Source organism: Bordetella genomosp. 6, from assembly GCF_002119705.1.
In the GTDB taxonomy this organism is placed as follows: Bacteria; Pseudomonadota; Gammaproteobacteria; order Burkholderiales; family Burkholderiaceae_B; genus Bordetella; species Bordetella bronchiseptica_F.
Map to the genome: position 1 here is coordinate 1399316 of NZ_CP021107.1, position 18427 is coordinate 1417742.

15 protein-coding genes are annotated in these 18427 nt (G+C 67.6%); 11 read left to right on the forward strand and 4 right to left on the reverse strand.

Translation table 11 applies throughout. From position 1 onward, the window contains the following. Window positions 1-309 precede the first annotated feature (309 nt). The 4 genes from CAL11_RS06650 (at window position 310) to zapE (ending at window position 7292) form a co-directional block, all read left to right on the forward strand. A complete protein-coding gene (locus CAL11_RS06650; protein ID WP_033460735.1) occupies window positions 310-3180 on the forward strand; it encodes a 2-oxoglutarate dehydrogenase E1 component in 2871 nt (956 codons plus the stop codon). A gap of 45 nt (window positions 3181-3225) precedes the next feature. Then, window positions 3226-4446 (forward strand): 2-oxoglutarate dehydrogenase complex dihydrolipoyllysine-residue succinyltransferase, encoded by a 1221-nt coding sequence (gene odhB, locus CAL11_RS06655; protein ID WP_015065167.1) that lies wholly within the window; start codon window positions 3226-3228, stop codon window positions 4444-4446. A gap of 229 nt (window positions 4447-4675) precedes the next feature. Next, window positions 4676-6103: a dihydrolipoyl dehydrogenase gene (gene lpdA, locus CAL11_RS06660; protein WP_015065168.1), complete on the forward strand. Its 1428-nt coding sequence runs from the start codon at window positions 4676-4678 to the stop codon at window positions 6101-6103. Window positions 6104-6200: 97 nt separating this feature from the next. Next, window positions 6201-7292: a cell division protein ZapE gene (zapE, locus tag CAL11_RS06665; RefSeq protein ID WP_167382456.1), complete on the forward strand. Its 1092-nt coding sequence runs from the start codon at window positions 6201-6203 to the stop codon at window positions 7290-7292. Between the two features lie 12 nt (window positions 7293-7304). Here zapE and CAL11_RS06670 read toward each other — a convergent pair whose 3' ends face one another. Continuing rightward, window positions 7305-8063 carry an SDR family oxidoreductase gene (locus tag CAL11_RS06670; protein ID WP_015065170.1) on the reverse strand — a complete coding sequence of 253 codons (759 nt, stop codon included), beginning with the start codon at window positions 8061-8063 and terminating at the stop codon, window positions 7305-7307. Between the two features lie 87 nt (window positions 8064-8150). On the opposite strand from CAL11_RS06670, the gene CAL11_RS06675 reads away from it, so the two are divergent. Next, window positions 8151-9053 carry a LysR family transcriptional regulator gene (locus CAL11_RS06675; RefSeq protein ID WP_086092470.1) on the forward strand — a complete coding sequence of 301 codons (903 nt, stop codon included), beginning with the start codon at window positions 8151-8153 and terminating at the stop codon, window positions 9051-9053. Between the two features lie 26 nt (window positions 9054-9079). Here the strand turns inward: CAL11_RS06675 and CAL11_RS06680 are convergent, their stop codons facing one another. Genes CAL11_RS06680 through CAL11_RS06690 form a run of 3 tightly spaced genes read right to left on the reverse strand, consistent with a single transcriptional unit; the run spans window position 9080 to window position 11685 of the window. Further along, entirely contained in the window at window positions 9080-10063 is a 984-nt protein-coding gene (locus tag CAL11_RS06680; protein WP_015065172.1) for a Bug family tripartite tricarboxylate transporter substrate binding protein, read from the reverse strand. 54 nt (window positions 10064-10117) lie between these two features. Continuing rightward, window positions 10118-10840 (reverse strand): SDR family oxidoreductase, encoded by a 723-nt coding sequence (locus CAL11_RS06685; protein ID WP_015065173.1) that lies wholly within the window; start codon window positions 10838-10840, stop codon window positions 10118-10120. After that, a complete protein-coding gene (locus CAL11_RS06690; protein WP_086092471.1) occupies window positions 10837-11685 on the reverse strand; it encodes a TauD/TfdA dioxygenase family protein in 849 nt (282 codons plus the stop codon). The genes CAL11_RS06685 and CAL11_RS06690 overlap by 4 nt, the downstream gene beginning before the upstream one ends. A gap of 269 nt (window positions 11686-11954) precedes the next feature. On the opposite strand from CAL11_RS06690, the gene CAL11_RS06695 reads away from it, so the two are divergent. The 6 genes from CAL11_RS06695 (at window position 11955) to CAL11_RS06720 (ending at window position 18400) form a co-directional block, all read left to right on the forward strand. Further along, complete coding sequence (locus CAL11_RS06695; RefSeq protein WP_086092472.1) at window positions 11955-12488, forward strand: sigma-70 family RNA polymerase sigma factor; 534 nt, start codon at window positions 11955-11957, stop codon at window positions 12486-12488. Next, complete coding sequence (locus CAL11_RS06700) at window positions 12481-13443, forward strand: FecR domain-containing protein (protein WP_086092473.1); 963 nt, start codon at window positions 12481-12483, stop codon at window positions 13441-13443. Before CAL11_RS06695 ends, CAL11_RS06700 begins: the two co-directional genes overlap by 8 nt. A 92-nt stretch (window positions 13444-13535) precedes the next feature. Next, window positions 13536-16013 carry a TonB-dependent siderophore receptor gene (locus CAL11_RS06705; protein ID WP_086092474.1) on the forward strand — a complete coding sequence of 826 codons (2478 nt, stop codon included), beginning with the start codon at window positions 13536-13538 and terminating at the stop codon, window positions 16011-16013. A gap of 116 nt (window positions 16014-16129) precedes the next feature. Then, a complete protein-coding gene (locus tag CAL11_RS06710) occupies window positions 16130-16438 on the forward strand; it encodes a DUF3649 domain-containing protein (protein WP_080699809.1) in 309 nt (102 codons plus the stop codon). After that, a complete protein-coding gene (locus CAL11_RS06715; protein ID WP_086092475.1) occupies window positions 16435-18066 on the forward strand; it encodes a PepSY-associated TM helix domain-containing protein in 1632 nt (543 codons plus the stop codon). Before CAL11_RS06710 ends, CAL11_RS06715 begins: the two co-directional genes overlap by 4 nt. 7 nt (window positions 18067-18073) lie before the next feature. Beyond that, window positions 18074-18400, forward strand: a complete 327-nt coding sequence (locus CAL11_RS06720; RefSeq protein ID WP_086092476.1) for a DUF3325 domain-containing protein — start codon at window positions 18074-18076, stop codon at window positions 18398-18400. Window positions 18401-18427: the final 27 nt, after the last annotated feature.

The window sequence follows — 18427 nt, forward strand, 5'->3', positions numbered from 1 at the left end:
GGCGTCGTTTTCGCGACACAGGGTGAGGCGATCCGGCCCGCGTCGATTGCCGATATTGCCCGGCAATCGACGCGACATGCGCGGCGTTGCGAGAGGTATTCTGGGCCGGAATGAGGGCATGCCGCAAGCTCGGCCCTGTCACGCCGTTGCAGCAAGACGGCCGCAGACTCAAGGGGTATACTGCGCCTATACGGCTTTCGAGGCTTGTACGTGCCTTCTGCCCCTGCTATCCGCTAAACGGGAAGCCCGTGTCGCGGAAGGTTTTCCTGCATCGTATCGAGTGAAGCACTCGTCAAGGTGAAGCGACTTATGTCTACGGAATCAGAATCCCTATCCACCTCCTATCTGTTCGGGGGTAACGCCCCGTACGTCGAAGAGCTCTACGAATCGTATCTCGACAATCCCGGCTCGGTGCCCGACAACTGGCGTGAATATTTCGACCAGCTGCAGCACTCGCCCGCCACCGATGGCCAGGAAGCCACCCGCGACCAGGCCCACGCTCCCATCGTAGAATCGTTTGCGCAACGCGCCCGCGCCAATGCCTTCGTGCAGCGCGCCGCCGAGCCCGACCTGTCGGTGGCCTCCAAGCAGGTGTCGGTGCAGTCGCTGATCGCCGCCTACCGTTCGCTGGGCTCGCGCTGGGCCGACCTGGACCCGCTCAAGCGCCAGGAACGCCCCAGCATTCCCGAACTGGATCCGGCGTTCTACGGCCTGACCGAAGCCGACCTGGACCAGACCTACTCCGCCACCAACACCTACTTCACGACCGCCAGCACCATGACGCTGCGCGACATCCTGAAGGCGCTGCGCGACACGTATTGCCGCTCGGTGGGCGCGGAGTTCATGCATATTTCCGATCCGGCCGCCAAGCGCTGGATCCAGCAGCGCCTCGAGTCGACTTTCAGCGCGCCGGTGTTCTCCACCGAGGAAAAGCGCCACATCCTGCAGCAGCTGACCGAATCCGAAGGGCTCGAGCGCTACCTGCACACCAAGTACGTGGGCCAGAAGCGCTTTTCGCTGGAAGGCGGCGAGAGCTTCATCGCCTCGATGGACGAGGTGGTCAACCACGCCGGCGAATCGGGCGTGCAGGAAATCGTGGTCGGCATGGCCCACCGCGGCCGCCTGAACCTGCTGGTCAACATCATGGGCAAGATGCCCGGCGACCTGTTTGCCGAGTTCGAAGGCAAGCACGCCGAAGGCCTGACCGACGGCGACGTGAAGTACCACAACGGTTTCTCCAGCGACGTCTCCACGCGCGGCGGCCCGGTGCACCTGTCGCTGGCCTTCAACCCCTCGCACCTGGAAATCGTCAACCCGGTGGTCGAGGGCAGCGCCCGCGCACGCCAGGAACGCCGCGGCGATGGCGAGGGCAAGCAGGTGCTGCCGGTGCTGGTGCACGGCGACGCCGCCTTCGCGGGCCAGGGCGTGGTGATGGAAACGCTGAACCTGGCGCAGACGCGCGGCTACGGCACGGGCGGCACGCTGCACATCGTCATCAACAACCAGATCGGCTTCACCACCTCGGACCCGCGCGACTCGCGCTCGACGCTGTACTGCACCGACGTGGTCAAGATGATCGAAGCGCCGGTGTTCCACGTCAATGGCGACGATCCCGAGGCCGTGGTGTTCGCCACCCGCCTGGCGCTGGACTACCGGATGCAGTTCCGCCACGACGTGGTGATCGACATCGTCTGCTTCCGCAAGCTGGGCCACAACGAGCAGGACACCCCCTCGCTGACGCAGCCGCTGATGTACAAGCGCATCGGCCACCACCCCGGCACCCGCAAGCTGTACGCCGACAAGCTGACCACGCAGGGCGTGCTGGCCGAGGGCGATGCCGACCAGATGGTCAAGGACTACCGCCAGCTGATGGAAGACGGCCAGCGCACCATCGAGCCGGTGCTGACCGACTACAAGAGCAAGTACGCCATCGACTGGTCGCCGTTCCTGGGCGCCAAGTGGACCGACCAGGCCGATACCGCCGTGCCGCTGGCCGAACTCAAGCGCATCGGCGAGCGCATTACCACCGTGCCCGAGGGCTTCACGGTGCATCCGCTGGTCGCCAAGCTGCTCAACGATCGCCGCAACATGGCCAAGGGCGAGGTCAACCTCGACTGGGGCATGGGCGAGCACCTGGCCTTCGCCACGCTGGTGGCCTCGGGCTACGCCGTGCGCATCACCGGCCAGGACTCGGGCCGCGGCACGTTCACGCACCGCCACGCGGTGCTGCACGACCAGAACCGCGAGCGCTGGAACGACGGCTTCTACGTGCCGCTGCAGAACGTCTCGGAAGGGCAGGCGCCGTTCACCGTGATCGACTCGGTCCTGTCCGAAGAGGCGGTGCTGGCATTCGAATACGGCTACTCGTCGGCCGAACCCAACACGCTGACCATCTGGGAAGCGCAGTTCGGCGACTTCGTCAACGGCGCGCAGGTCGTCATCGACCAGTTCATCACCGCTGGCGAAGCCAAGTGGGGCCGCCAGTCGGGCCTGACCCTGATGCTGCCGCACGGCTACGAAGGCCAGGGTCCGGAGCACTCGTCGGGCCGCATCGAGCGCTTCCTGCAGCTGTGCGCCGACCACAACATCCAGGTGGTCCAGCCGACCTCGGCCGCGCAGATTTTCCACCTGCTGCGTCGCCAGATGATCCGCCCGTTCCGCAAGCCGCTGGTCATCTTCACGCCCAAGTCCCTGCTGCGCAACAAGGATGCCGGCTCGCCCCTGACCGATCTGGCCGGCGGCAGCTTCCGCCCGGTGATCGGCGAGGTCGACGAGTCGATCAAGGCCGCTTCGGTCAAGCGCGTGCTGGCCTGCTCGGGCAAGGTTTACTACGACCTGGTCAACGCCCGCCGCGAGCGTGGCGCCGACCACGTGGCGATTGTCCGCGTCGAGCAGCTGTACCCGTTCGCGCACAAGGCGTTCGAGACCGAGCTGCGCAAGTACTCCAAGGCCACCGAGGTGGTCTGGGTGCAGGACGAGCCGCAGAACCAGGGCCCGTGGTTCTATGTGCAGCACCATTTGTACGAAAACATGGCCGACGGTCAGAAGCTGGGCTACGCGGGCCGCGCCGCCTCGGCCTCGCCGGCGGTGGGCTACCTGGCCAAGCACCAGGAGCAGCAGAAGGCGCTCATCGAGCAGGCCTTCGCCGCCAAGTACAAGGGCTTCATGCTGACCAAGTAACAACAGCCGCTGACATAGAACACTAACTTTACGGAATTCATCACTATGGCTATTACCGACGTTCTCGTCCCTCAACTGTCCGAATCGGTTTCGGAAGCCACGCTGCTGACCTGGAAGAAGCAGGCGGGCGCCGCGGTCGAGGCCGACGAAATCCTGATCGAAATCGAGACCGACAAGGTGGTGCTGGAAGTGCCGGCCCCGTCCTCGGGCGTGCTGTCCGAAATCGTCAAGGGTGACGGCAGCACCGTGACCTCGGGCGAAGTCATTGCCCGCATCGACACTGCCGCCAAGGCTGCCGCGGCGCCCGCCGCCGCCGAAGCGCCGGCCGCCGCGCCGGCCGCCGCCGCTCCCGCCGCGGCCGCGCCCGCCGCGGCCAGCAGCGCCGCCAGCGGCGTGGCCTCGCCGGCCGCCGCCAAGATCCTCGCCGAGAAGGGCGTGGACGCGGCCAGCGTGGCCGGCACCGGCCGCGACGGCCGCGTCACCAAGGGCGACGCCCTGGCTGCGGGCAGCGCGCCCGCCGCCAAGGCCGCCGCGCCGGTGGCGCCGCCCACGCTGTCGCTGGACGGCCGCCCCGAGCAGCGCGTGCCGATGAGCCGCCTGCGCGCCCGCATCGCCGAGCGCCTGCTGCAATCGCAAGCCGAGAACGCCATCCTGACGACGTTCAACGAAGTCAACATGCAGGCCGTGATGGACCTGCGCGCCCGCTACAAGGACAAGTTCGAGAAGGAGCACGGCGTCAAGCTGGGCTTCATGTCGTTCTTCGTCAAGGCCGCCGTTGCCGCGCTGAAGAAGTATCCGGTGCTCAACGCCTCGGTCGACGGCAAGGACATCATCTACCACGGCTACTTCGACATCGGCATCGCCGTCGGCACCCCGCGTGGCCTGGTGGTGCCCATCCTGCGCAACGCCGACCAGCTGACCATCGCCGAGATCGAGAAGACCATCGCCGACTTCGGCAAGCGCGCCGCGGACGGCAAGCTGGGCATCGAGGAAATGACCGGCGGCACGTTCTCGATCTCCAACGGCGGGGTGTTCGGCTCGATGCTGTCCACGCCCATCATCAACCCGCCGCAGGCGGCCATCCTGGGCATCCACGCCACCAAGGAACGCCCGGTGGTGGAGAACGGCCAGATCGTCATCCGGCCGATCAACTACCTGGCAATGTCCTATGACCACCGCATCATCGACGGCCGCGAAGCCGTGCTGGGCCTGGTGGCCATGAAGGAAGCGCTGGAAGACCCGCAACGCCTGTTGCTGGATCTGTAATCGGCGTCAAGGCGAGAGAGGAATGCCTTCTTCTGTCGCTGCCGCCACGGGCCAGGCCGCCATCGCGGCCGGCCCGGCGGCCCTGCCGGTTTCGTCGAATCCGGTTCTATTAGCCTGCCCGTCCGGGCCGCGCCATGCGCGCGGCTGTCCGGATCCAGCATGCCCGCGGACCTGCGTCCTGGCGGCCGCGCGGTAGGCGGTTTCAAATTTCTCTCATCGCGAGAACACTATGTCCAAACAATTCGACGTCGTCGTCATCGGTGCCGGCCCCGGCGGGTACATCGCCGCGATCCGCGCCGCCCAACTCGGTATGTCGGTGGCCTGCATCGACGCCTGGCAGAACGGCCAGGGCGGCCCCGCTCCCGGCGGCACCTGCACCAACGTGGGCTGCATTCCGTCCAAGGCGCTCCTGCAGTCGTCCGAGCACTACGAACAGGCCAACCACCACTTCGCCGAGCACGGCATCGAAGTCAAGGGCGTCAGCCTCAAGCTGGACACGCTGATCGGCCGCAAGAACACGGTGGTCAAGCAGAACAACGACGGCATCCTGTACCTGTTCAAGAAGAACAAGGTCACGTATTTTCACGGCAAGGGCGCGTTTGCCGGCCAGGTCGACGGTGGCTGGTCCATCAAGGTCACCGGCACCACCGACGCCGACCTGGTTGCCAAGCATGTCATCGTGGCCACCGGCTCGTCGGCGCGCGAACTGCCCGGCCTGCCCTTTGACGAAAAGAACATCCTGTCCAACGATGGCGCGCTGAACATCGGCGCCGTGCCCAAGAAGCTGGGCGTGATCGGCGCGGGCGTGATCGGCCTCGAAATGGGTAGCGTGTGGCGCCGCCTGGGCGCCGAGGTCACCATTCTGGAGGCGATGCCCGACTTCCTCGCCGCCGCCGACCAACAGGTGGCCAAGGAAGCCCTCAAGTCCTTCGCCAAGCAGGGCCTGGACATCCAGACCGGCGTGAAGATCGGCGAGATCAAGGCCACGGCCAAGTCGATCACCGTGCCGTACGTCGACGCCAAGGGCGCCGACCAGAAGCTGGTGGTGGACAAGCTGATCGTCTCCATCGGCCGCGTGCCTTACACCGGCGGCCTCAATGCCGAAGCCGTGGGCCTGAAGCTGGACGAGCGCGGCTTCATCGCCGTCGACGAAGACTGCAAGACCAACCTGCCCAACGTGTGGGCGGTGGGCGACGTGGTGCGCGGCCCGATGCTGGCGCACAAGGCCGAGGAAGAGGGCGTCGCGGTGGCCGAGCGCATTGCCGGCCAGCACGGACACGTCAACTTCGCCACCGTGCCGTGGGTGATCTACACCTCGCCGGAAATCGCCTGGGTGGGCAAGACCGAGCAGCAGCTCAAGGCCGAAGGCCGCGAGTACAAGGCCGGTTCGTTCCCGTTCATGGCCAACGGCCGCGCGCGCGCGCTGGGCGACACCACCGGTTTTGCCAAGGTGATCGCCGATGCCAAGACCGACGAAGTCCTGGGTGTTCATATCATCGGTCCGATGGCGTCGGAGTTGATCTCCGAAGCCGTGACCATCATGGAGTTCCGCGGCGCCGCCGAGGACATCGCCCGCATCTGCCACGCTCACCCGACCCTGTCGGAAGCGGTGAAGGAAGCCGCGCTGGCGGTCGACAAGCGCACCCTGAACTTCTGATCAGGCGTCCCGGGGCCAGCAGGCTCCGGGGCTTCCCGGCTTGGCCTGGGGCGGGTTGTGCAATCCGCCCCTTTGTTTTGGATTTTCCGGTTGCGACATGAACGTCCGCGAATACTACGAACACGCCCTGGCGGAACGCGGCTATCAGCCCGACGAGGCGCAATTGCAGGCCGTCGAACGCCTGCAGCGCTACTACGATGAATGGGTCCGCTTCAAGGCCCTGCGCTCGAACGCCCTGAAGAAGCTGCTCAACCGCCCCGACGTGCCGCGCGGCGTGTATCTGTGGGGGGGAGTGGGGCGCGGCAAGAGCTTCCTGATGGATGCCTTCTATGCCACCGTGCCGGTAGTGCGCAAGACGCGCCTGCATTTCCACGAATTCATGCGCGGCGTGCATCGCGAGCTCGAGGAGGTCAAGGGCACCCAGGATCCGCTGGACGAAGTGGCGCGCCGCCTGGCCCGCCGCTACCGCCTGATCTGTTTCGACGAGTTCCATGTCTCGGACGTCGCCGATGCGATGATCCTGTATCGCCTGTTGCTCAAGCTGTTCGAGCACGGCACTTCGTTCGTGATGACGTCCAACTACGAACCGTCCACGCTGTATCCCGATGGCCTGCATCGCGACCGCATCCTGCCCGCCATTGCGTTGATCCAGAAGCGCATGGATGTCCTGAACGTGGACGCCGGCATCGACTATCGGCGCCGTTCGCTGGAACAGGTGCAGTGCTATCACACGCCGCTCGATGACCAGGCCAGGCGGGCGCTCGAGCACGCATTCGCGCAGCTGTCCGATACCGCGCCGCAGGATCCGGTGCTGCACATCGAGCATCGCGAAATCCGCGCCCAGGCGCTGGCGGGCTCGGTCGTGTGGTTCGATTTCGCGACGCTGTGCGGCGGCCCGCGCTCCCAGAACGACTACCTGGAACTGGCCAACCGCTTCCACGCGGTGATCCTTTCGGACGTGCCGCGCATGGGGCCGCGCCAGGCTTCCGAGGCGCGGCGCTTCACGTGGCTGATCGACGTGTTCTACGACCACAAGGTCAAGCTGATCATGTCGGCCGAAGTCGAGCCCGAGCAGCTCTATACCGAAGGCGCGCTGGCCAACGAGTTCCATCGCACGGTGTCGCGCATCCTGGAGATGCAGTCGCGCGAATACCTCGAGGCCGAGCGCCGGCTGGCCGTGACGCTGTAGCGGCGCGTCGCCCTACAGCATGAAGCTGCCGCCGTTCACATCGATGGTGGCGCCCGTGGTGTAGCCCGCGCCATCGGACGCCAGGAAGGCTACCGTGGCGGCGACTTCCTCCGGCAGGCCCAGGCGTCCCAGCGGCACCGTGGCCGAATGGCTGGCGTTGACCGCGCCGCCGGCCTCGGCCGTCATGGCCGACTGGATGCGGCCCGGCGCCACGCAATTGACCGTGATCCCGTGTTCGGCCACCTCGCCGGCCAGCACCCGGGCCAGGCCCGTCATGCCGGACTTGGTCGCCGAATAATGGGCGCCCGGCACGGGCGTGCGCGTGCGCGCCGCCTGGCTGGTGATCATGATGACGCGGCCCCAGCCGGCGGCGATGAGCGCCGGCAGGCAGGTCTGCGTGACCAGGAACGTGCCGGTGAGATTGACCTCCAGCACCCGGCGCCATTCGTCCAGCGGCATCTCCGCCACCTTGCGCTTGCGTCCCTCGTGCTTGGGGGAAATGCCGGCATTGTTCACCACGATGGCCAGGTTCTCCCACCACAGGCCGCATTGCCGGGGCAGGTCGCGCACCGCCTGTTCGTCCGAGATGTCCAGCTGCATGCCACGCGCGCGCAGGCCGCGGCCGGCCAGTTCGTCCGCGCTGGCCAGCACGTCCGGGCTGGCATCGAGCATGATGACCGGGTGGCCATCCAGCGCCAGGCGGGTGGCGATCGCAAGGCCGATGCCGCGCGCGGCGCCGGTGACCAGGGCTGTTCGGTTGGCAGCCGTCATGGATAACTCCTCTCGGTATGGGTGGGCGGCGCCAGGGCCGCTGTGGTTAAATGCATTGCCCTAGTTCCAGCCGTTCGGTGGCCTGCCATGGAATTGCGCCATTTGCGCTATTTTTTGATGCTCGCGGAGACCCTGCACTTTGGCCGGGCCGCCAGCAGGCTGGGTATCGCGCAACCGCCGTTGTCGCGCCAGATACGCGATCTCGAAGAGCAGGTCGGCGCCACGCTGTTCTACCGCGGCACGCGCGGCGTCTCGCTCACCGATGCGGGCTTGGCGTTTGCCCAGCGCGCCGCGCAGATCGTCGCGGCCGCCGACGAGGCGGTCTTCGAGGCCCGCGAGGCCGGGCAGGGGCGCACGGGTCGTATCGTGATCGGTTTCGTCCACTCGCTGGCCTATTCCCTGCTGCCCAGGGTGCTGCCGGGCTTCAGGCAGAAGCACCCCGGCATAGCCGTCTCGCTGCGCGAGGTCACGGTGGCCGACAAGGAAAGCGCGCTGCTTTCCGGCCAGATCGACACCGGCATCTATCGGCCCACCGTGCGGCACCCTGAAATCGCCACGCTGCCCATCTTCGAGGAGGGGTTCGTCCTGGCCCTGCCCAGCGGGCACCCGCTGGCGCGCAAGCGCCATGTGTCGGTGCATAGCCTGCGCGACCAGCCGCTGATCCTGTTTCGCGCCCTGCGCGGCGACGTGGGCCTGCACGGCACCATCGCGGCGTTCCTGCGCGCGCACGACGTGCCGGTCAAGGCTTGCGAGGAAGTCGGCACGATCCATGCGGGCATGGGCCTGGTGCTGGCGGGGGTGGGGGTATGCATCATTCCGGAGACCTCGCGCATGGTGCATATCGACGGCGTCGTCACGCGTCCTTTCGCCGAAGCCACGACGCGCGTGAGCTCCACGGTCTGCTGGCGCCACCAGGACTCCAGCCGCAGCCTCGACGCGTGGGTGCGGCACGTGCGCGAACTGGTCCGTACCGGCGAGAGCGCCGGCTAGCCGCGCGGCGGCCGGCCGGCCGCGCCTCACGGCTTGACGATATTGGCGGTCTTGACCACCTTGGCCCATTTCGCGGTGTCGTCCTTCATGATGGCCGCGTACTCCTGCGGGGAATTCGTCTTTGGCGTGGCGCCCAGCTCGCTCAGGCGCTTGCTGACCTGCGGGCTGTGCACGACCTCCTGCACGGTCCGGTTCAGTTTCTGCACGACGTCGGCGGGCGTGCCGGCGGGCGCGAAGAGGCCGAACCAGGTCACCACGTCGAAGTCGGGGTAGCCCGACTCCTTCACGGTGGGGATATCCTTGGCGCTGCTCTCGCGGTCCGGGCCGGTGACGGCCAGGGCGCGCAGCGAGCCGTCGCGCACCAGAGAGATCGCCGAGGGCATGTTGTCGAACATGACGACCGGGCCGGTGCCGCCGACCAGGTCTATCAGGGCCGGTCCGCTGCCCTTGTAGGGCACATGTTCCATGCGCAGGCCGGTCGCCATGTTGAACAGTTCGCCCGTCAGGTGGGTGGTCGAGCCGACCCCGGAGGAGGCGAAGAACACGGTCCTGGGGTTCTCCTTGGCCCAGGCCACGAACTCCTTCGCGGTCTTGGCGGGCACGTTCTTGTTGACCACCATCAGGTTGGGCAGGGTGGCGATCAGGGAGATCGGCTGGAAGTCCTTGTTCGGGTCGAACGCCATGTCCTTGTAGATGGACTGGTTCACCGTCATGTTGCCCGCCGTGCCCAGCAGCAGGGTGTATCCGTCCGGCGTCGCGCGCGAGACCTGCTCGGTGCCGATATTGCCGCCCGCGCCGGCCTTGTTCTCGACGATGACGGGCTGGCCCAGCCTGGCGCCCATGTGCTGGCCCACCAGCCGCGCGATCAGGTCGGTGGTGCCGCCGGCCGCGTAGGGCACGATGAGGCGGATGGGCTGGGCGGGGTAGCCGGCGGCCATGGCGCCGCTCGCGCCGGCCAGCGCCAGCAGGGCGGCAAGACAGGCTTGCGCCCGAAGCGTGCTGAAGGTCATGACGTGTCTCCTGAGGTGGCTTTGTTATGTCATGCCTGGCGGGCGCCAGGCTCCCTACAGTTTGATCTGGCTGATGCTCGCGCCGCCGCAGACGAACAGGGTCTGTCCCGTCGTGTAGGCCGCGTGGGGTGCGAGGAAGTAATCGGCGGCGTGGGCGATCTCCTCCGGCGTGCCCAGGCGCGCCACCGGTATGGCCTCCACCAGCGCACGGCTGCGCGCCAGCTCGGGCGGATTGTTGCGTTGGAACATCTCCGTCGCCACGGGGCCCGGCGCCACGCAGTTGACCGTAATGCCGCGTGTGGCCAGCTCGAGCGCCCAGGACCGGGTCAGGCCGACCATGGCGGCCTTGGCGGCCGAATAGACGCTGCCGCCGGGCCGCGCGAGCAGTGAACGGCTGGCGATGTTGACGATGCGGCCCACGCCGGCCTCGGTCATGCCGGGCAGCACCGCCTGCGCCGCATCGATGGCGACCGCGATGTTCAGCTCCAGGATCGCCGACGTGGCTGCGTCGGTGATCTCGCCCAGCGGCTGCATTTGATTGAATCCGGCGTTGTTGACCAGCCGCAGCACGCCATGCGAGGCCGCTTCGCGCAGCACGTCGCGCCGCTGGGCGGCATCGAGCAGGTCGGCTTGCAGCAGCGGGCCGGGAAAGCCGGCGTCGCCGCTGCGCGCAATGCCCATGACGGGTTCGCCGCGGGCCGCCAGCAGCTCGGCGATGGCGCGCCCGATGCCGCGGGTGGCGCCGGTGATCAGCGTGTACCCTTGCGCCAGCGTCATTGCGGACGGCCGCCGGCGATGGTCATGCGATGCATTTCGCGCCGCTTGCCCTGGTAGTCGTTGCAGGCATAGTGCATGGTGCAGCGGTTGTCCCAGAAGGCCAGCGAACCCTTGCGCCAGCGGAAGCGACAGGCAAGCTCGGGCCGCGCCGCATGGGCGTAGAGCTGGTTCAGCAGGGGCAGGCTTTCCTCGCGGCTCAATCCTTCGATTTGCCACGTGAAGGGAAAGTTGACGTACAGGCACTTGCGGCCGGTTTCCTCGTGCGTGCGCACCATGGGATGCAGGGCCAGGTTCTCCTGGGCGTCGGCGTCGGCCTTCAGGCGGGTCGAGCGGCCCGCATTGCGTTCGCTGATGCGCGAGGTGAGGTAGCGGTCGGAATGGTAGGCCCGGCGGCCGTCGATCATCTGCTTCAAGGCGTCGGGCAGCAGCTCATAGGCCAGGTACATATTGGCAAACAAGGTATCGCCGCCATATTCGGGGATGTCGCGCCCATAGAGCACCGAGCCCAGCGGGGGCTCCTGCATATAGGACATGTCGGAGTGCCACGTATCGCCGATGTTGTAGCGGTCGTTCGGCTCCTTGATGACCGGCATGATGTCCGGATAGCCTTCCACATGGGTGTACACCGGATTGACGACCACTTCGCCGAACTGGCGGGTGAATGCGCGATGCTGCTCGGGCGTGAGGGCCTGCTCGCGAAAGAAAATGACATTGTGGTCCAGCAGCGCCTGGCGTATGGCCTTGACGATATCGGCGGACAGCGTTCGCGAAAGATCGACGCCGAATATTTCGGCGCCGCAGGAGCCGGTCAGGGGCCTGACTTCCAGGGCGGTTTGCGTATCCATGTCTTTGTTGTCTCCTCGATCGAACTTGCGGGGTGCGAACGAAGATTAGGATCAATTCCCCTGGGCGTCCAATATTAATTATGTTCTTTTTAGATACCTTAAAGGTATTAATGGAGGTGCCGCCGGCAGCCCTTGGACGGCCGGTGCGCAAACACCGCGCGATGCCCGGCGGGGCAGCCGCGTCAATCGGTATTGATAATGCAAGTAATTATCAATTAATATCCAGCGTTTGATCGTCCTATCATCGCCGCCCCGATGGGTTTGCCGTTGTGCCTGCCAGCCTGATCACTTCGCACTCCGCCCGCCCCGCCGCCGACGCCGTCGCGGTGGAGGGCCTGTACCGCCAGCACCAGTCCTGGCTGGCCGGGTGGCTGCGGCGGCGGCTGGGCTGTCCGCACCGCGCCGAGGACCTGACGCAAGACGTGTTCGTGCGCGTGATCCAGGGGCGCAAGTCGGTGCGCATGGAGCAGGCGCGCGCCTTGCTGGCCACGATCGCCAAGGGCCTGGTCATCGATCACCAGCGCCGCGCGGCGCTGGAGCACGCCTATCTCGAATACCTGGCGGCGCAGCCGCCCGGACACGCGCCTTCGCCGCAACAGCAGGCCGAGCTGCTGCAGGCGCTGGCCCAGCTTGATCGCCTGCTCGATGGCTTGCCGCCGCGCGCTCGCGCGGTGTTCCTGATGTCGCAGCTCGAAGGGCTGGGCTATGCCGAGATCGCACAACGCCTGCGCATTTCGCTCAGTTCGGTGCAGCAATACATGCTGCGCGCCATGAGCGCTTGTTATGCGGCATTCCATGAGTAGGCCGGCGGCGCCCGACGCGGTCGCCCGGCAGGCCATCGCCTGGTGGGTGCGGCTGCAGTCCGGTTGCGCCGCCAGTGCCGAACACGAGGCCTGTCGCGCCTGGCTGGCGCTCGACCAGTCGCATCAGCGCGCGTGGGACCGCGTCGCGGCCCTGGCGGCGGATATCCGCCGCGCGCCGGCCGAGCCGGCGCTGGCCATCCTGCCGGACCTGGGCAGCCGCGGCCCGTCGCGCCGGCAGGTGCTGCGCCTGCTGGCGGGCCTGGGCGTCGGCGCCGCGGCCGGCGCCGGCGCATATTCCTGGACTCCCTGGCAGCGCCTGGCGGCCGATGCCAGCACCGGCGTGGGGGAGCGGCGCCAGATCATGCCCGGCCCTGGCGTGCGCCTGGTGCTTGCCAGCGACAGCGCCGTCCGCCTGCGTATCGACGCGGCCCGGCGCGCCGTCGCGCTGTTGCGCGGCGAAATACTGGTGGATGTGCGCAGTGGCGCGGCCCAGCCGGCGCTGCGGGTCGATACCGGATACGGCATGGCCTTGGCCGAGCAGGCGCGCTTCGGCGTGCGCCGCGCCGGCGGCTCGGCGCGCATCGGCGTGTATGCCGGCAGCGTGCGGGTGGCCAGTGCGCCGCACGAGCCATGGCACCGCGGCGAGGCGGGCGAGTCGCTGCGTCTGGATGGCGCAGGCGCGCCGCTGCGCGGCCGTGTCGCCGCCGACGAAAGCGCCTGGGAGGACGGCCTGCTGGTGGTGCATGGCTGGCGGCTGGACCGCCTGGCGGCGCAATTGGCGCGCTACCGGGTCGGCGTCATCCGGGTCGACCCGGCGGTGGCGGGGCTGCGTGTGTCGGGCGTGTTTCCGCTCGACGACGCCGAGCGCGCGTTGGCCGCCGCGCGCCAGAGCCTGCCCATCGAGATTCGCCGCCACACCGCGTACTGGCTCAGCGTGACGCCGCGCGCGGCCTGAGCGCGGTTACAAAATAATCGCCGCCGTACCTGCAGATTCGGCTTTCCCGCGCGGAATAGCTCATGGAAGAAGCTAACGCATAGGAGAGTTCCGTGTTTTCTCGCAGTCAGAAGCATCCGTCCTGGCGCCTGTCGCCATGCATCCTTGCGGCCGCCTTGTGCGCCGTCGCGGTGGGCAGCCCGGGCAGCGTCCGCGCGCAGGCGCCCGCCGCCAGCGCCCAGCATTATGAAATCGCGGCCGGACCGCTGGCCGATGCGCTGACCCGCTTCGCGCGCCGTGCCGGCGTCGTGCTGTCGTTCGACCCGGCCCTGGTGCAGGGGCGCAGCACGGCGGGCCTGCAGGGCGTGTACGGCGTGCGCGACGGATTCATGGCGCTGCTGGCTGGCTCGGGCCTGCAGGCCCGAGCCAGCGGCGGCAACAACTGGTCGTTGGCGCAATTGCCGCGCGGCGGCGATGCGCAGACGCTGGCGCCGGTGACGGTGCTGGGCCTGGAGGGGGCGCTGGCGCCCACGGCAGGCTACATCGCCAGCGCCAGCCTGAGCGGCACCAAGACCGATACGCCGCTGATCGAAACGCCGCAATCGATTTCTGTGGTGACCCGCGACCAGATAACCGAGCAGGGCGCCCAGACGTTGAACCAGGTGCTGCGTTATACCGCCGGCGTGGCCACAGAGACGCGCGGCGCGACCGCGACGCGGCTGGACCAGTTCAGCGTGCGCGGCTTTTCCGCCGCCACGTATCTGGACGGCATGCGCGTGTTCGGCGGCCGCGACGCCTTGCCCCAGGTCGACGCCTACCGGCTCGAACGGGTCGATGTGCTCAAGGGGCCGGCTTCCGTGCTGTATGGCCAGGGCGGCCCGGGCGGCGTGGTCAACCAGGTCAGCAAGCGTCCCCTGGACGAGCCCTTGCGCGAGATCGAAGTGCAGGCGGGCAATTTCGATTTCCGGCGGGTCAACATGGATTTCTCCGGCCCGGTGGACGAGGACCGGCGCTTCCTGTACCGGGTAACCGGCGCGGCCTATATGTCCGATGGCCAGGTGGATCACACCAGGGAACGCCGCTACTTCATTGCGCCGTCGTTCACGTGGCGGCCCGGCGCGGATACCACGCTGACCGTGCTGACGAACTTCCAGCGCGACCCCGACATGGGTTCATACGGATCGATCTCGGCGATGCGTACGCTGTTGTCGGCGCCCGACGGCAGGCGGCTGGGCCCGAACCACTACGACGGCGACGCCGATTTCGAAAAGAGCGACCGCCGCAGCTATGCGCTGGGCTATCAACTGGAACATCGCTTCAACGATACCTTCAAGGCCTCGCAGAACCTGCGTTTCCAGCATGCCGAGGGCGTCTATCGCAGCATCTACGGCGCCAGCAACAGCAACTACGGCTACCTCGACAAGGACTACCGCTACTCGCAGCGCGGCCTGGCCATCAGCGACGTGGACGTGGATGCGTTCACGATCGACAACAACCTGCAGGCGCGCTTCGATACCGGGGCGCTGGCGCATACCGTGCTGGCGGGGTTCGACTACCAGCGCGTGCAGACCGATACCCTGTCGGGCTACGGCAGCGCGCCGCCGCTCGATGTGTTCGACCCGGACTACCACATGGGTATCGAGCGGCCGCCGTTCACGTCCGACCAGACCCAATACAACTACCAGACCGGCCTCTACCTGCAGGACCAGATCAGGCTGGACCGCCTGTCCTTGTTGCTGGGCGGACGCTACGACTGGTCGCGCACCCATACCGGCACCGACAACCTGGCCAACGGCTCGCACAGCAGTTCGGCGCTCGCCGCCGAAGCGTTCACCGGCCGGGTCGGCGCGATCTACAACTTCGACAATGGCGTGGCGCCGTACGCCAGCTACGCCGAGTCGTTCGAACCGCAGACCGGCACGGGCTGGAACAACACGCCGTTCAAGCCGACCGAAGGCAAGCAGTACGAGGTCGGCGTGAAGTACCAGCCGCCTGGCTCGGCGACGCTGCTCACGCTGGCGGCCTTCGACATCCGGCGCAAGAACCTGCCCACCACCGACCCGGATCCCACCCATATGTGCGGCGTCTCGCGCTGCTCGATACAGGCCGGCGAAGTGCGCACCCGCGGCATCGAACTGGAGGCCAAGACCGAACCGCTGCGCGGCCTGAGCCTGATCGCCGCCTATTCGTACCTCGACAACGAATACGAGAAGGCCTATCCGAACACGACCGGGCTGGATCTCAAGGGCAAGAAGCCGGTGGCCGTGCCGGCGCACCAGGCGTCGGCCTGGGCCCGCTATCAACTGCAGGAGGGACCGCTGGCCGGCCTGGGCATGGGCGCGGGGGTGCGCTACATCGGCAGCTCGTACGCCAACGAAACCAACACGCTCAAGGTGCCCTCGGTGACGCTGGTGGACATGATGCTCGACTACGACCTGGGCCGGGCGAGCCCCGCACTCAAGGGCATGCAGGTGGCGTTGAACGTCTCCAACCTGTTCGACAAGGAGTACATCGGCTCGTGCCTGTCCGATTCGTGGTGCTGGTATGGCTACCAGCGTTCGATCAAGGCCAGCTTGCGCTATCGCTGGTGAGGCAGGCCCCGATGTCCAGCAAATGCAATTAAGAATGATTATAATTTCTGAAATTTCCCAATTATCGGCGCGCATCGCGAACGGCGCGCCGATGCCGGGCCAAGAAGGAGATTGACATGAAAGCGCCCGCTGCCGGTGCCCACATGCTGCATTACCGGGTCGCCGTGACCTCGCGCGCCCTGGCCGCCATCCTGGGCGGCTACGCCGTGTCCAGCGCGGCGGCGGCCTGCCTGGCCGTGTGGCTGCCCATGCGCCGCGTCGATGCGGTGGTGGCCGCGTTGATGCTGTCGTTCGTCGTCTATACGTGCGCCGTGCTGTGGGTGTTCGCCACCCGCAACGCCTGGCGCGCATGGGCCGGCGTGCTGCTGCCCGCGCTGGCGCTGCTGGCGCTGTACTGGCTGGGCAAGGCCGCGGGAGGGGCATGAAACCGGCGCGTACCAAGGCGGCGGGCGAGGAGGGGCTGCGCCAGTCCATGTCGTGGCTGCACACCTGGTCGGGGCTGATCTTCGGCTGGGTGCTGTTCGCGATGTTCCTGACCGGCACGCTGGCGTTCTTCCGGCCGGAGATCACGCGCTGGATGCAACCCGAGATCGATGTCGCGCCGGTTTCGGCCGAGCAGGCCAGCGCGGTGGCGCAGCGCTATCTGCAAACCCACGCGCCCGATGCGCGGCGCTGGTTCGTGACCCTGCCCACCCCGCGCGCGCCCGCCATCCAGCTGTCGTATCCGGCCGTCAAGCCCAAGCCGGGCGAGCGCGGCCTTACGCGCGTGTCGCTCGACCCCGCCACCGGGGACGTGCTGCATGCGCGCCAGACGCGCGGCGGCGATTTTTTCTACCGCTTCCATTTCGAACTGGAGATGGCCTTTCCCTGGGGGCGCTGGCTGGCCTGCATCGCCGGGATGTTCATGCTGGTGGCCATCGTCAGCGGCATCATCACCCACAAGAAGATATTCACCGATTTCTTCACGTTCCGGCCACGCAAGGGCGGCCAGCGCGCCTGGATGGACGGCCACAATGTGCTGTCGGTGCTGGGGCTGCCGTTCCATCTCATGATCACCTTCAGCGGGCTGGTGATCTTCATGTACATGCTGATGCCGGCCGGCATCCTGGCCGCCTATGACAGCGAGCGCGCCTTCTTCGACGAGATGTTCCCCGCCTTTGCCCAGACCGCGCTCCAGGACCGGCCGGCGCCGTTGGCGCCGCTGGCCGGGCTGGCGGCCCAGGCGCGGGCCGAGTGGGATGGCGGCAAGCCCGGCCGTATCGTGGTCAACAATCCGGGCGACGCTTCGGCCACGGTCAGCATGACGCGCTCGACCAGCGAGCGCATCGCCTACGGGCGCATGGCGCCGACCATCACCTTCGATGGCGTGACCGGGCAATTGCGCAGCCAGGACGCCAAGGAAAGCGCCGTGGCGGCCACCGCCGGCACCATCGTCGGGCTGCACCTGGGCCTGTTCGCCGAACCCGTGCTGCGCTGGCTGTATTTCCTGGTGAGCCTGGCGGGAACCGCCATGGTGGGAACCGGCCTGGCGCTGTGGATCGCCAAGCGCCGCCAGAAGGCGGCGGGGCGCGAGTCGCTCGCGCTGCGGCTGGTCGACGCGCTGAACGCCGGCAGCATCGCGGGCCTTTGCGTGGCCGTGGCGGCGTTCTTCTGGGCCAACCGCCTGTTGCCGGCGGCGCTGCCGCAGCATGCGCAATGGGAAGTCCGGATTTTCTTCGGCGCGTGGCTGCTGTGCGGCCTGTACGCGGCGGTGGCGCGCCGGCGCAAGTGGCGCGACCTGCTGGCGCTGGCAGCATTCATGGCCGCCGCGCTGCCGGTCCTGAACCTGTGGACGACCCGGCGCCACCTGGGGGTGTCGCTGCCGGCGGGCGACTGGGTCATGGCCGGCTTCGATCTGACCGCCCTGGCGTGCGCCGCCTTGCTGGCCTGGATGGCTTGGCGGGCGGCGCGCAAGGCCGCCGCGGCCGCGCCGCCGCGCGCCCGGCCCGCGGCCGTATCGCGCATGGCGCCCGCGCGCGATGCGGCGGCCGCCGCGGTGGGCGAGACGAGGTGATCCCATCATGCTGAATGCCACTGCCTTCTGCCTCGCTTACGCGGGCTTTGCCGCCCTGTCGCTGGGCATGGACCGCCATTACGAAGACGTCTTCGACCGGGTGTTGCCCAGGCGTCGCCGCCTGGCGCTGCGCAGCCTGGGGTGGCTGGGCCTGGCGCTGTCGCTGTGGGCATCGGCGGGCGCGTGGGGATGGAACTACGGCACCGTCGAATGGATCGGCATCCTGAGCCTGGCCGGCCTGCTGCTGATCTGGTTCCTGACGTTCTGGCCGCGCGCGGCCCTGGGCGCGGGCGGCGCCTGCGCATTGGCCGCGCCAGTGCTGGCGCTGCTTTGAATGCGCTCGCCGGGGGCACGGTAAACT

Bases quoted from the DNA above. Each gene is read 5' to 3' on its own strand.
- CAL11_RS06720 (WP_086092476.1), top strand. From the start codon at position 18,074: ATGCTGAATGCCACTGCCTTCTGCCTCGCTTACGCGGGCTTTGCCGCC.
- CAL11_RS06680 (WP_015065172.1), bottom strand. From the start codon at position 10,063: ATGACCTTCAGCACGCTTCGGGCGCAAGCCTGTCTTGCCGCCCTGCTG.
- lpdA (WP_015065168.1), top strand. From the start codon at position 4,676: ATGTCCAAACAATTCGACGTCGTCGTCATCGGTGCCGGCCCCGGCGGG.
- CAL11_RS06685 (WP_015065173.1), bottom strand. From the start codon at position 10,840: ATGACGCTGGCGCAAGGGTACACGCTGATCACCGGCGCCACCCGCGGC.
- CAL11_RS06690 (WP_086092471.1), bottom strand. From the start codon at position 11,685: ATGGATACGCAAACCGCCCTGGAAGTCAGGCCCCTGACCGGCTCCTGC.
- CAL11_RS06710 (WP_080699809.1), top strand. From the start codon at position 16,130: ATGAAAGCGCCCGCTGCCGGTGCCCACATGCTGCATTACCGGGTCGCC.
- CAL11_RS06650 (WP_033460735.1), top strand. From the start codon at position 310: ATGTCTACGGAATCAGAATCCCTATCCACCTCCTATCTGTTCGGGGGT.
- odhB (WP_015065167.1), top strand. From the start codon at position 3,226: ATGGCTATTACCGACGTTCTCGTCCCTCAACTGTCCGAATCGGTTTCG.
- zapE (WP_167382456.1), top strand. From the start codon at position 6,201: ATGAACGTCCGCGAATACTACGAACACGCCCTGGCGGAACGCGGCTAT.
- CAL11_RS06670 (WP_015065170.1), bottom strand. From the start codon at position 8,063: ATGACGGCTGCCAACCGAACAGCCCTGGTCACCGGCGCCGCGCGCGGC.
- CAL11_RS06700 (WP_086092473.1), top strand. From the start codon at position 12,481: ATGAGTAGGCCGGCGGCGCCCGACGCGGTCGCCCGGCAGGCCATCGCC.
- CAL11_RS06715 (WP_086092475.1), top strand. From the start codon at position 16,435: ATGAAACCGGCGCGTACCAAGGCGGCGGGCGAGGAGGGGCTGCGCCAG.
- CAL11_RS06675 (WP_086092470.1), top strand. From the start codon at position 8,151: ATGGAATTGCGCCATTTGCGCTATTTTTTGATGCTCGCGGAGACCCTG.